Here is a 12,614-nt window from a genome sequence, read left to right as displayed (position 1 = left end):
AGGGCGGTCAGCTTCAATGGAACAACGAAAGCCACTGGTTCACAGTCGGGCGAAATGGTAGACACATCCCCAAAAGCCACTGGCATCACTGAGCCACCCCCCACTGCTGTGATGGGGACCTACAACCGTTACCCGCTCACCCTGGTGCGTGGGAAAGGTTGCTGGGTCCGTGACCACAAAGGCCATCGCTACCTCGATGCCGTGGCTGGGATTGCCACTTGCACCCTCGGCCATAGCAACCCCGCACTGCGGCGTGCGCTGAAGGATCAGCTCAGCCGCCTCCAGCACGTCTCCAATCTTTATGAGATTCCTGAGCAGGAAGAGCTAGCCCGTTGGCTCGTGAACAACAGCTGCGCAGACAGTGTGTTCTTTTGCAATTCTGGTGCGGAAGCCAATGAAGCGGCCATCAAATTGGCCCGCAAGCATGGCCATCAACGCCGAGGAATTGAACGGCCCGTGATCTTGACGGCGGCCGCAAGCTTCCATGGCCGCACGCTTGCAGCGGTGAGTGCCACAGGACAACCCCGTTATCACGTGGGATTTGAGCCGATGGTGGAGGGGTTTGAGACCTTCACTTACAACGACATCCAGAGTTTTGAACAGCTTTTAAACCGCCTAGAGGCCCATGGCCCTCGGGTTTGCGCTGTCCTGATCGAGCCGCTCCAAGGCGAGGGCGGTGTGAATCCAGGTGATCCCGAGGTGTTCCGTGCGATGCGTCGCCACTGTGATGAACGCAACATTCTCTTGATCTTTGACGAAGTTCAAGTGGGAATGGGTCGCAGCGGCAAGCTCTGGGGCTACGAGCAACTGGATGTCAAACCCGACGTGATCACCTTGGCGAAAGGCCTTGGTGGTGGCCATGCGATCGGTGCCCTGCTAACCACCGAGCACGCCGACCTGTTCACACCTGGAGATCACGCCAGCACGTTTGGTGGCAACCCCTTTGCTTGTCGCGCTGGTCTGACCGTCGCCCGAGAATTGGAACGGAAACAGCTGCTCCGCAACGTTTCAGAACGGGGTGCGCAATTAAGAGCTGGACTCAACCAACTCATCCAACGCTTCCCTCAACAACTCGAGAATGCCCGCGGTTGGGGCTTACTGCAGGGTTTGGTCCTACGAGAGGACTGCAATCTCAATGCTGCTGATGTTGTGAAAGCGGCCTTAGCGCAAAAACTCTTGCTCGTTCCTGCCGGAGCCAAGGTGGTGCGGATGGTTCCCCCCTTAGTGATCGATCGCCGAGAGGTGAACGAGCTGCTCTCCCGCCTGGAACGGACGCTGGAACTGCTGAACACGTGACCCGCTCCAAGCTGGATCCCCTTGATGAGTTGGCGGATCTGCTCTCTCCCTTTGAGCAGCGGGGAATGGATTTATCGCTTGAGCGGATGCAGGCAGCTCTTGCCGCTCTAGCCAACCCCTGCGCTGGTGTTCCCGCCGTGCAGGTGGTCGGAACCAATGGCAAAGGCTCGATCGCCTGCATGATTCACAGCGGGCTGACGGCAGCAGGTCTGCGCTCTGGCCTCACCACGTCTCCGCATCTCACGAGTTGGTGTGAACGGATTTGCGTGAATCAGCAGCAGATTGAGCTGGCTCAACTACGCCAACGTCTAAAACAACTCCAACCGGTGGCGCAGCATCACAACCTGACCCCGTTCGAGCAGCTGATCACGGCAGCCCTTGTTCATTTTGAAGCCAACGCCCTGGATTGGCTCGTTTTAGAAGCAGGTCTTGGAGGGCGGCTGGATGCCACAACAGCCCATCCCAATCGACCTCTTATCGCCATTGGCTCGATCGGAATGGATCACTGCGAACATCTCGGGCACTCCTTAACGGCGATCAGCAGCGAAAAAGCAGCGGTGATCGGCCCTGGAGCCCATGTGATTAGTGCCCCTCAACACGATGCGGTGACCAAAGTCTTGGAGGAGCGCAGCCAAGACATGGGCGCCACGCTGGAGTGGGTGAAGCCGCTCACCGACGAGTGGGAGCTTGGGCTCTCTGGACACCTGCAACGGCGTAACGGAGCCGTGGCACGTGCGGCGCTGCGACGAATGAATGCCCTTGGCAGCACGATCACAGAGGAGCAGATCCGGCGAGGGCTGGCCCAAGCCCGTTGGCCTGGACGGCTTCAAACGTTGCACTGGAACCACCACTCTGTGCGCGTGGATGGAGCCCACAACCCCGATGCAGCCGAGCAGCTCGCGCTCGAGCGTCGTAGCTGGAGCCAGTCAGGGCAGCAGCAGATCTGGATTCTTGGCATTCAGGGCCACAAGCAAGCCCCGGAAATGCTCAGGATTTTGGTGGAGCCAAACGACGAAGCCTGGATCGTGCCGGTGCCAGGGCATGTCAGCTGGACAGCCGATCAATTGAGCGAGATCTGCCCATCGCATGCGCATCAACTAAGGAGCGCCTCCTGCGTGGAGGACGTTCTCGTCAACCTGTTCAAGAACGATGCAGACAGTCCGAAGCCAGCGCCTGTGATTGCAGGCTCCTTGTATTTGATCGGATCGTTGTTAGCAAAGGGAGTGCTGAAAGAGCCCAAGAGATAAAGATCTCCACGCAACCCTCATCGGCAGATGGTTCAGCAGCGATGCATTCAAAGCGTCCGGATTAAAGGCAGAGTGAGGTCAGCTATCGATGCACCTGTCATGCGCTATCGGACTTTGCGCTCAATCTTCGCGATTGCTCTGCTGGCGTTCATAACAGCTCTGCCATTCCCTGTCATCGCTCTCGATACCTCTACCGGTGTGGGGCTCCAAGATCGAGCCTTGTTCCAAGAGCGCGTGGATTACACCCTGACCAACCAAAGCGGTAGTGATTTTCATGGCCAGAACCTGTTCAACACATCCTTTGCAGGAGCGACGGGTAAAGGTGCAGATTTCAGCGGCGCCAACCTCCAAGGGACGATCTTTACCCAAGCAGAATTTTCAGAGGCAAATTTCCATGGCGCCGATCTGAGTGATGCCTTGATGGATCGTGCCGATTTCTCCAAAACGGATCTTCGCGACGCCTTGCTCATTGGTGTGATCGCCTCCGGAAGCAGCTTTGCCGGTGCAGACATCGAGGGCGCAGATTTCACAAATGCCTTGTTGGATCGGGAAGATCAACGCCGGCTCTGTCAGGACGCTGATGGCGTCAATTCCAGTAGCGGTGTCTCCACCCGCGACAGCCTGGAGTGCTAACTACTCGGGAAATCCACCCAGCTTTCCTGGATTGAGCAAGCCATCAGGATCGTGGCGATGCTTCGCTGCCACCTGATCGCCATCAATCACACCCAGGCCGCCTCCCTCAACGGTGAGCACATGGGGGTTAAACACAAACGCTCCCTCGGCAAGACAGTCGTCGATTAAGTCCTGGAGAGCCTTCGCTCCTCTCCAATAGACCACCGGCAGAGCCGCCAATCGGAAGGCCCCCTGCTGACGAACGGCCTCGAGATGCCAGACGAGATCGTCGCCCCAGCGCTGCTGGAGCGATTCCATACAAACCAGTTCAGGCTGGGGCAACAACATCTGCAGGTAGGTCCAGTTGGGATCGTGATTGCGCAGATGCAGGGTTGTGTGATTCCAGCTCAACTCCCGTAAACCGTTGCCCTGATGATTGTCCTCATCCCCGAGCACTTGCACCTCCGCCTGAACAGAGCTCGCCAGACGTTCAACCGTGCTCACACCATCGGGAGCCACCAACAACAGCAACCGGTGCTGTCCCCGTGAGGAACCACTCCACGACGGGAGACGATCCACAATCGGCGACTGCAAAACAGTGCAGAGGTTCAACTCAAGCGCAGCTTGACCACAACGCAGGGCCAGTTCCACCGCCGTCGTCCAGTCGGGACAATCCACAACAACCTCCTGCCAGGCCACCCGCGCCGCCGAGGAGAGGGTGAGCGCCGTGATGATGCCATTGGTGCCATAGGCGTGATTGAGGGCTTCCGCCTCCGCAGCCTCCAGTTGCAACAGCCGAGGGGAGGCCTCCATCGTCACCACCTCCAAGCCAAGGAGGTGGCCAGGATCCCGCAAAAATCCCCAGCGCACCGATCCGATTCCCCCAGATCCGCCTCCGATAAAGCCACCGATCGTGGCACTACGCCAAGTACTCGGAAACAGCCTTAATTGACGGCCATGAACAGCCAAGGCGCGGTCGAGGTCGCGCATCAAGCAGCCGCATTCCACAGTCACCACGCCAGACACCGGATCGATGGAACGCACCTCGCGCAACGCATCCATCAAGAGCACCACGCCCCCTTTTAAAGGCACGCTCTGGCCATAATTTCCCGTTCCCGCTCCACGCAAGGTGAGCGGAACACGATGGCGATGACATGCCGCGGCCACCGCTTGCACCGCCTGCACCGAAGCCGCACTGACCACGAGATCAGCGCGGCATTGCCTGAGCTGTTCTCGCAGCACCGGTGAGTAGTCGTAGGCATCGCGGGAATAGCGATCCAAGTCAGCTGGACTCGTCAGCAAGCTGAGATCAGCAATGGCTGCCAGCTCGTTGTGCAAAGTATCGAAAACCATGGCGATTCAGAGCTGGACTGGAGGTGATCCTCAGATTCAATCCTGCACCCACACCCCACGCACCATCAAGCGACGCTCTGGAGGTGTTGCCAAGGCTTCCGCCCAGCTTTGAACGGGAAGCTGCATCGCATCAGCGGGTGCACCCGCTCGGATCACACCGTCCCACTCCATCCGCATCAATCGAGCTGCCGCCGTTGTAAACGGCGAAAGACCCAAGCGTTCCCATGGAGCAAGCTGGGCCTGAGCCAGGCTCGCTGCAATCAAAGCCAAGGGGTCGAAGTTGCCAGCCGGAAACCATGGATCCTGCACGTTGTCACCGCCCACGGCCACACACACCCCAGCCCGCTGCAACTGACGAATCGGCGCCAATGGTCGCCGCAAAGGGGTACCGGAATCCTGCCGACCCAACAGCCAGCCATTGGTCAGGGGGAGGGCGACCACTTGAACGTTGTGACGCGCCATCCGTTCAGAAAGGCGCTGCAAGGCAGACGCTCTGAGCAGCGACAAGCTGCTGGCATGGCTGCAGGTGATCGGCACTGAAACGGTCATCCGCTTGAGAACGCGCATCAACTGAACCATCCCGGCAGCAGGCTCAGAGCTGGCTTCGTCGATATGCAAATCCACCCCACATCCATGCCGATCGGCTAACGCCAAGAGGTTCCGCAACGCTTGGCGGTGCCCACGCCCAGAGCAGGGGGGGGTGATCACACCGCCGAGCAAGCCACCGGAAGCTGCCACCCGAGCCGCCAGCTGTTCCCCTTCTGAGCTGCTCCAGTTCTCCACCGGAACCAGGGCAACCGGCTGAACCGTGACGCGGTCTTGCCAACGAGACGCTCCTTCAAGGATGGCGTCCCAGCTGCACTGGGCCCCAGGTCCCAGGCTGTCGATGTGGGTGCGCACAGCACGCAAACCATGGCGCCAAGCCAAGTGCATCGAGCGCTCAAAGCGCTCTTGAACCACCTCCAGAGTTCGGCTCTGGTGTTCTCTGAGGTTGGCTGCCATCGCTCCGGCGTAGGTGCCACTGAAGTTGGGATAGCGGCTCCAGCTGAATGCCTTATCAAGGTGCGCATGGGGTTCCAGCAAACGGGGAAGCAACATCCCATCCGGTTCCTCTGCCCCCTCATCAAGGGGCTGCACTTGCACAATCCGTCCCTCTCGCCAGGACACCTGCAACGCACATAGACCATCAGCGCGCGTGATCGGCGCTGGCGACCCAACGCGTTCATGATCGAGCTCGACCAGTCCCCTTGGAATCCAGGCACTGAGCGTGCCATCGCCAACACGAGGACTCATTCGATCTTGCCGGCATCACTACTGGAGTGAAGGATGACAAATTGTCCGGCGATTCCGAGGGTCCTGACCGAATACTCCGGAAGACGCAAGGTGGGAAGCAAGTCCTGTCCACCAAGCTCGGTGGTGTAAATGCTGGCTAAGCCAAGGTTGAGACGACGGCTGAACTGACCAGCAAGCTCCGCCAACGCTGGCTCCTGATCGCGAATCAAGCGCGGGCAATTTTTCACCCAAAGCTGCAGCACCATCGGCAGTCCACCCCCACATAACTCGTCGCTGATCAACGCGACGAGCTGGCCGCCGGCATAGCTCTTGAAGTCTTGAGGGGAGGGATTCGTGAAGGCGAGTGCCGCACCAGAGGCGGCCAGTGCCAGAACAGCGACCACTGCATTGGCCGATGGCTTACGGAAAGGACCGATGAGCGTCTCCAGAAGAAGTTTGGTGAATTGGTAGATTCTTACCCGACACGGCGGGTGTCGCCAAGTGGTTAAGGCAGCGGCTTGTGGTGCCGCCATCCGGGGGTTCGAATCCCCTCATCCGCCCTCAACGATTTAGGAAGACCTCGAGAAGGCCGTCTGCACGATTGCGGATGGGGTCATCACAGGGAAGTCCTAGAGCGTCTTGACAAGACTCGATCGCTCTTTGCGCCTCCTCGGCCGACAACTCCGCTGTGTTGAGGGCCAGGGCTTGAACCCTCGGAGGAGGTCCTGCTCCTCGCGGTCGCGCGATCGCCGCCAGCGACTCACAAAGACTGATGCACTCCTTCAACGGGGGCAGCGGCACCTCAGGCAAACGCCCAATCGTGGACTGACCAGCCCGATGCACCATCAGCAAGGCCGTTGGCTGACTGCCGCGCATCAAGGGAAGCGTGGCCGTTGAGCCTGGGTGACAGAGCGAGCCTTGCCCTTCCACCACCAAGAAATCCTGCTCTGACAACCCCGACCCTGCCTCTAATACAGCCGCTTCCACCACACCAGCCGCGTAGTCCACACGCACCGCATCCAAAGGAACGCCCCGGCCACTGATCAAAATTCCAGCCTGACCGGTTCCTACAAACCGGCACACCAGCTTGTGCCGTTCTGCTGCCGCTTGTAACGCCAAACAGGCGCTCATCTTTCCCACAGCCATATCGGTTCCCACCGCTAAAACCCGCTGACAGGAGAGCGAGGCCGCGCGAGCCTGACCCACCTGCACGCTCGGGGGCTCCCGGCGTAAATCCCAAATCCATTGCCCGGGATGACAAGCCGCCTTGAAATCGGGATCCTCTCCCAACTGCGTGTGTAACCCACTGGCCAGGCTTAACCCGGCCTGCAGTGCGGCCAAGGCATCTCGTCGCAACGGGTCGGGCAACACTCCACCGGAAGGCGCTAAACCCACCACCGCAACAGCAGGGCGATAGGGCAAAGCCGCAGCCAGATCGGGGACGATCGGCACCGTCCGATCAATCCCTGTGATCTCAGCCAGGGAACCGTGGGCATGGGCGGGGTCAATCACAGCAGCAATCGGCCCCCGTCGATGTCGCAACATTGCAAGGCCTGTCTTCCCGGTTAGGGACGTGAGACCACCGTGCTGAAGCAGCAGCACAGGCATCTGTTCAAACCCCTCAGGACAAGGGTTGTTCAATCCAATCCCGTTGCGATGACGACCCGAGCGGACCAGAACAACTCAGGCAGCTCTTCTCTACGCCTCTAGCAAGACTTTGGGGCAACAACACAAAAGAGCGTTCTTTGTCGCAGTCAGGCGCGGGTGATCCCAAGCCCAGCCGCCGCCGGGGCTCGCATTTGATCTCCTACCAAGTCGAGCCCCCGATAGGGGTCATCGACAAGATTGAGATGGCTGTCGAGATCAGGCCAGCGGATCAAGGGCAGCAGCTGGGCGGCCGCCCCATTGAGCAAGAGGCTGTCGGAGTAACAGCCAATCATCAGATCCACATCCAAGCGCTGAGCCACCTGAGCCATCAGCCAAGCCTCACTGAGCCCTCCGCTTTTCAGCAACTTGAGATTCACCCCATCCACATGGGGGGCGAGGCGCAACAAATCCTGGAGATCCCAACAGCTCTCATCGGCCACAAGGGGCATGGCGCAATGGGGCTTAAGCGCCGCAAAGGCAGCCGTATCACGCTCGGGATCGAGTACGGCCGCCATGGGCTGCTCCAGCAACACCACCCCTGCCTGTTGCAGTGAGGCCTGCATCGCCTTTGCCTCCTCGAGACTCCAGCCGCCGTTGGCATCCACTTGAAGCTCCATCTGCTGCTGATGCTGTTGCCCGTGCTCCTGCAAGGCTTGGGCTACCGCCGCCAACAGGGCCCGATCGTGATCGCAGCCATCAGCGCTGCCAAGTTTGAGTTTGATGCGTGTTGCTGGCAACTGCCGCCACCAACGCTGAAGACGACTCACCACCTCATCGACTGACCCGAGCCCCAGGGTCACGCTTGTCGCAACAGAGCAACTGCCATCGAGACCAAACAAGCGCCAAACCGGCTGTCCCAGCCTTTGCCCCCACCAATCCCAAAGAGCGAGGTCGACAGCACAACGGGCCGGGGGTGACAACGGCTCCAATAAAGGAGCGAGTCGCTGGCGATCAGCAGGATCTAGATCGCCCAGCTTTGGCAGCAAAGCCTCGAGCTCCGAAGCCAAGTAATCGGTGCTGAAGGCGCGATGCCCAGTATCAAATCCTCCCGTTTCGCCGCGGCCAATGCAGCCATCCAGGCTGAAGGTGAGCTCAAGATGTTCCACCTGGGCCGTGGTTCCGCGGCTAATGGCAAGCGGCACCGCTTTGGTAAGAGAAAAGCGCCGAAGAAACCAGCCCATCGTCCTGAAACGCCAATCCCCAAGCTGCCACAAGTTGGCGGTGACTCAAACTAAAAGAAGATTTCACCGTCGTCGGTCTCCAGGATCGCCACCCGCTTTGGCTCTCTCCAGTCCCGCCAGCCCCAGTCTGACCAAGACCAACCCCGAATCCTCTAATCGGGACGAGCAGCAGCGGGGCAGCTACTGGATCACCACGTTTGGCTGCCAGATGAACAAAGCCGATTCCGAGCGGATGGCAGGAATCCTGGAAACCATGGGTTACCAGGAAGCCAAGGCTGAACTGGATGCCGATCTCGTTCTCTACAACACCTGCACCATTCGCGACAACGCCGAACAAAAGGTGTACAGCTATTTGGGTCGCCAGGCCATCCGCAAGCGAACCAATCCGAACCTCACCTTGGTGGTAGCTGGCTGCGTCGCTCAACAGGAGGGAGAGTCCCTACTGCGCCGCGTGCCAGAGCTGGATTTGGTGATGGGACCCCAGCACGCCAATCGCCTCGAGACCCTGCTCACACAAGTCCAAACCGGACAACAGGTGGTCGCGACGGAAGACCATCACATCCTCGAAGACCTCACCACCGCCAGGCGCGATAGCAGCACCTGCGCTTGGGTGAATGTGATCTATGGCTGCAACGAACGGTGCACCTATTGCGTTGTGCCCTCGGTTCGTGGCAAAGAGCAATCCCGGCTGCCGGACTCGATCATTTTGGAAATGGAGGGGCTAGCAGCTCGTGGTTTTAAAGAGATCACCCTGCTTGGACAAAATATTGATGCCTATGGCCGCGATCTACCAGGGATTACCGCCGAGGGTCGACGCCAACACACCCTCACAGATCTCCTCTACCAGGTGCATGACGTGGAGGGCATCGAACGCCTGCGCTTTGCCACGAGTCACCCGAGATATTTCACCGAGCGCCTGATTGATGCCTGCGCTGACCTCCCCAAAGTGTGCGAACACTTTCATATCCCTTTTCAAAGCGGTGATAACGAACTGCTGAAAGCCATGGCCCGCGGGTACACCGTTGAGCGCTATCGCCGCATCATTGATCGCATTCGCGAGCGCATGCCTGATGCCGCCATCAGTGCCGATGTGATCGTGGCCTTTCCCGGCGAAACCGATGCGCAATACAGACGCACCCTGGCGTTAATTGAGGAGATTGGCTTTGACCAAGTGAATACAGCCGCCTATTCACCAAGACCCAACACACCAGCTGCGGACTGGAACAATCAGCTGTCAGAAGACGTGAAAGTGGCACGCCTGCAGGAGATCAATGCGCTTGTGGAATCCACGGCAAAAGAGCGGAATGCTCGTTACGCCGGCCGGGTCGAGCAAGTGCTCGCCGAGGGGGTCAATCCCAAAGATCCAAGCCAGCTCATGGGGCGGACGCGCACCAACAGGCTCACCTTTTTCTCAGCTGACTCCCCTAACGGCAGCACGCATCGTGCCGGAGATCTTGTCGATGTTCGAATCGATCAAGTTCGCTCGTTCTCACTCACTGGCACACCGGTGATCAACTGATACCTTTCGGGTTCGCTTCTTGAATGAACGGCCGCACCATGCCCTCTTCTCCCGTTCGCATTGGCGTGGTGTTCGGAGGAGCATCCGGTGAGCATGCCGTGTCGATTCGCTCAGCGATCACGATCATTAACGCCCTCCAAGAGGGGAAAAATCAAGATCACTTCGAGGTGGTTCCGGTTTACATCGATCGGACGGGGCGTTGGTGGCCTGAGCAGATTGCCAATGGCGTTCTCGAGAAAAAGCAGCCACCGGCAGATGACAGCCTTCCCCAGCCATTACCACCAGCGGGATTCCGCTCCCTACCGCTCGACAATGACCGCGTGGACGTGTGGTTCCCCGTCCTTCATGGTCCAAATGGAGAAGACGGCACGGTCCAAGGTTTGTTCACCTTGATGGGGAAGCCCTATGTGGGCTCCGGCGTGCTCGGTTCAGCCGTAGGGATGGACAAGCTGGCCATGAAAGCTGCTTTTGCAGCCGCAGGTCTACCCCAAGTTCCTTACGTGGGGCTAAACGCTGCGGACCTCAACCACCCTGAACGCCACAACAAGCTGATCGCCAGGATCGAAACGGAATTGGGATATCCCTGCTTCGTCAAGCCGGCAAACATGGGCTCATCCGTTGGGATCAGCAAAGCGCGTGATCGAGACCAACTGCTTGCGGGCCTGCAGGAAGCGACACGCCATGACAGTCGCCTTGTGGTGGAACGTGGTGTTGCCGCACGCGAGTTGGAATGCGCCGTACTCGGACGGCAACAGCTCAAGGCATCTGTGGTGGGCGAAATCAGCTTTGATGCCGATTGGTATGACTACGACACCAAATACACCGACGGCTGCAGCCAAACGCTGATTCCAGCTCCCCTTCCCGACCAAGTGAGCGCCCAGGTTCAGGAGATTGCCCTGCAAGCCTGTACGGCTGTTCATGCCTATGGCTTGGCCCGGGTGGATGTTTTTTACGATGAGCACAGCGGTGATATCTGGCTCAACGAGATCAATACCCTGCCTGGATTCACCTCCCAAAGCATGTATCCCATGCTTTGGGAGGCCAGTGGTGTCGCTTTATCAGACTTAGTGGCCCAGCTGGTCTACACAGCGCAAGAATGAATCAACATCCAGACAAGCGATGATTGAAGGTCTGCTCTGGCTTCCACTCCTCGTCGCCTTTGTGCTGCTCGTAGCACTGGGGTGGCTCGAGCGTCGTCGTCAAAATCTGTTCCGAACCTGGAGCGAAGGGTCTGAGTTAGCCAAACTCGATGGCTGCGGCGCAGCACTTCTCAAGGATGGAGAACTGCGCTGGAGCAGCTTTAGCGCTGGGTCCTTCCAAGACGAGGGGCAGTTTGTGATTAAGGGCCTTGAATTGGTCGAATTAATGGCCTTGGCATCAGGGGAGGCGCCCCTGGCCAGTGAATCTCAAGGTCGTTGCCGTCTCAGGTTGATTGGGAATGGCCGTCAGCTCGACGTGCCCTTTGCTGATGCTGATCGTGCCAGACGTTGGATGGATCAGCTGATGTCTCGTGCACGCTGCGACTTGTGAGCCCGGACGCCTCCAGCAAGAAGGGCCTCAAGCGCGGCAAACGCAAAAGCCAAGGCCCGCTTCCCCCTGGTGTGGAGCGGCGTCGAAGGCTGCGCCAAGAGCGCAGGCAAGAGCGCTTGATTCAACTGTGGCGTCTTGTTTTTTTTCTACTCACGGCCACTGGATTGAGCTGGCTACTGCTGACCCTGGGGTGGAACCTGCGATCCGCGTCACAAATTCAGATCAGCGGAAGCCAGCGGATGGACGAAAACATAGTGGTGAAGGCTGCAGGCCTCTCCTTTCCCCAATCACTGTTGAGCCTTGAGCCTGGTGAGATCGAGTCCAAATTGATGCAGGAACTGCCTGTGCAGGAGGTGTCCGTTCAGCGCCGCCTTCTTCCCCCAGGCCTCGACATCCAACTCGTGGAACGTCGCCCGATCGCGGCTGCCTCCCGTATGGGCCCCAAAGGAATCGAGCGGGGCATGGTGGACCGGGAGGCTCAGTGGATGCCGATGGACATGGCCAAGCGGGGGGAAAAGCCAGCGAGCGCAGTAAAAGTTGAAGGCTGGATTTCCAATCGACGCACAGTCATTGCCCGCATCCTTCAACAACGAGATCTGCTAGGTCGACCACTGAAAACAATTGTGGTGGAACCCGCCGGTGGCGTCAGTCTGCGCATTGAGATGCTTGGCCTCATTTATCTCGGCAGCAATGAGGCCCTGTTAGAGCAACAGTTCAAAACGATTGCGCAACTCACGCAAAGCCTTCCTCCCAACCTGCGCGGTACGTTCAATGAAGGCTTGGATCTCAGTGACCCAAGCCAACCTGAGCTGAAGTTACGGCCAGCGCCCAAGCCAACAACCCCGGTGAAAGTCAGCAATCGTTGACGCACTCAGGTCGAAATGATCGTGACAATCAAGTTCCTGTATCACTTTTGTCTGCAAAATCCACTCACAGCCCCATAATGCAACCGATTCC

General features: G+C 58.7%; 12 protein-coding genes and 1 tRNA gene. 8 read left to right on the top strand and 5 right to left on the bottom strand.

Features of this window, described 5'->3' with window-relative positions; genetic code table 11:
• The first annotated feature begins 54 nt into the window (after positions 1 to 54).
• The 3 genes from SynMVIR181_RS03640 to SynMVIR181_RS03630 all read left to right on the top strand — a co-directional run bounded on the left by SynMVIR181_RS03640 (position 55) and on the right by SynMVIR181_RS03630 (position 3,176).
• Positions 55 to 1,296 carry an aspartate aminotransferase family protein gene (locus tag SynMVIR181_RS03640; RefSeq protein ID WP_186590015.1) on the top strand — a complete coding sequence of 414 codons (1,242 nt, stop codon included), beginning with the start codon at positions 55 to 57 and terminating at the stop codon, positions 1,294 to 1,296.
• On the top strand, positions 1,293 to 2,543 hold the full coding sequence (locus tag SynMVIR181_RS03635; protein ID WP_255444411.1) for a folylpolyglutamate synthase/dihydrofolate synthase family protein: 1,251 nt from the start codon (positions 1,293 to 1,295) through the stop codon (positions 2,541 to 2,543). Before SynMVIR181_RS03640 ends, SynMVIR181_RS03635 begins: the two co-directional genes overlap by 4 nt.
• A 99-nt stretch (positions 2,544 to 2,642) precedes the next feature.
• Positions 2,643 to 3,176 (top strand): pentapeptide repeat-containing protein, encoded by a 534-nt coding sequence (locus SynMVIR181_RS03630; protein WP_186524812.1) that lies wholly within the window; start codon positions 2,643 to 2,645, stop codon positions 3,174 to 3,176.
• Here SynMVIR181_RS03630 and SynMVIR181_RS03625 read toward each other — a convergent pair whose 3' ends face one another.
• Genes SynMVIR181_RS03625 through SynMVIR181_RS03615 form a run of 3 tightly spaced genes read right to left on the bottom strand, consistent with a single transcriptional unit; the run spans position 3,177 to position 6,184 of the window.
• Positions 3,177 to 4,508, bottom strand: a complete 1,332-nt coding sequence (locus SynMVIR181_RS03625; protein ID WP_186590014.1) for an FAD-binding oxidoreductase — start codon at positions 4,506 to 4,508, stop codon at positions 3,177 to 3,179. It abuts the gene before it with no gap.
• A 36-nt stretch (positions 4,509 to 4,544) separates the two neighbouring features.
• The gene (locus SynMVIR181_RS03620) at positions 4,545 to 5,801 is read right to left on the bottom strand and encodes an amidohydrolase family protein (protein ID WP_186590013.1); all 1,257 of its coding nucleotides are present in this window, start codon (positions 5,799 to 5,801) and stop codon (positions 4,545 to 4,547) included.
• Positions 5,798 to 6,184, bottom strand: a complete 387-nt coding sequence (locus tag SynMVIR181_RS03615; protein ID WP_255444410.1) for a DUF4359 domain-containing protein — start codon at positions 6,182 to 6,184, stop codon at positions 5,798 to 5,800. Before SynMVIR181_RS03615 ends, SynMVIR181_RS03620 begins: the two co-directional genes overlap by 4 nt.
• An 83-nt stretch (positions 6,185 to 6,267) precedes the next feature.
• Between SynMVIR181_RS03615 and SynMVIR181_RS03610 the strand changes: the two genes are divergently transcribed.
• Positions 6,268 to 6,340 (top strand) — tRNA-His (locus tag SynMVIR181_RS03610).
• A 1-nt stretch (position 6,341) separates the two neighbouring features.
• Here SynMVIR181_RS03610 and SynMVIR181_RS03605 read toward each other — a convergent pair.
• Both SynMVIR181_RS03605 and SynMVIR181_RS03600 read right to left on the bottom strand, forming a co-directional pair.
• Positions 6,342 to 7,388 carry a DUF1611 domain-containing protein gene (locus tag SynMVIR181_RS03605; protein ID WP_186590012.1) on the bottom strand — a complete coding sequence of 349 codons (1,047 nt, stop codon included), beginning with the start codon at positions 7,386 to 7,388 and terminating at the stop codon, positions 6,342 to 6,344.
• 146 nt (positions 7,389 to 7,534) lie between these two features.
• Positions 7,535 to 8,608 (bottom strand): enolase C-terminal domain-like protein, encoded by a 1,074-nt coding sequence (locus SynMVIR181_RS03600; protein WP_186590011.1) that lies wholly within the window; start codon positions 8,606 to 8,608, stop codon positions 7,535 to 7,537.
• Between SynMVIR181_RS03600 and miaB the strand changes: the two genes are divergently transcribed.
• Genes miaB through SynMVIR181_RS03580 form a run of 4 tightly spaced genes read left to right on the top strand, consistent with a single transcriptional unit; the run spans position 8,556 to position 12,523 of the window.
• Complete coding sequence (gene miaB, locus SynMVIR181_RS03595) at positions 8,556 to 10,127, top strand: tRNA (N6-isopentenyl adenosine(37)-C2)-methylthiotransferase MiaB (RefSeq protein ID WP_255444408.1); 1,572 nt, start codon at positions 8,556 to 8,558, stop codon at positions 10,125 to 10,127. The two genes, SynMVIR181_RS03600 and miaB, sit on opposite strands and share 53 nt — an antisense overlap.
• Positions 10,128 to 10,165: 38 nt before the next feature.
• Entirely contained in the window at positions 10,166 to 11,227 is a 1,062-nt protein-coding gene (locus SynMVIR181_RS03590) for a D-alanine--D-alanine ligase family protein (protein ID WP_186590010.1), read from the top strand.
• A 19-nt stretch (positions 11,228 to 11,246) separates the two neighbouring features.
• Positions 11,247 to 11,657, top strand: a complete 411-nt coding sequence (locus SynMVIR181_RS03585) for a hypothetical protein (protein WP_186524807.1) — start codon at positions 11,247 to 11,249, stop codon at positions 11,655 to 11,657.
• On the top strand, positions 11,654 to 12,523 hold the full coding sequence (locus SynMVIR181_RS03580; RefSeq protein ID WP_186590009.1) for a cell division protein FtsQ/DivIB: 870 nt from the start codon (positions 11,654 to 11,656) through the stop codon (positions 12,521 to 12,523). The genes SynMVIR181_RS03585 and SynMVIR181_RS03580 overlap by 4 nt, the downstream gene beginning before the upstream one ends.
• Positions 12,524 to 12,614 lie beyond the last annotated feature (91 nt).

It is taken from the genome of Synechococcus sp. MVIR-18-1 (genome assembly GCF_014279835.1).
Taxonomy (GTDB): domain Bacteria; phylum Cyanobacteriota; class Cyanobacteriia; order PCC-6307; family Cyanobiaceae; genus Synechococcus_C.
The sequence above is the reverse complement of the archived record's forward strand: the minus strand, read 5'-3'. Positions and strand labels throughout refer to the sequence as shown.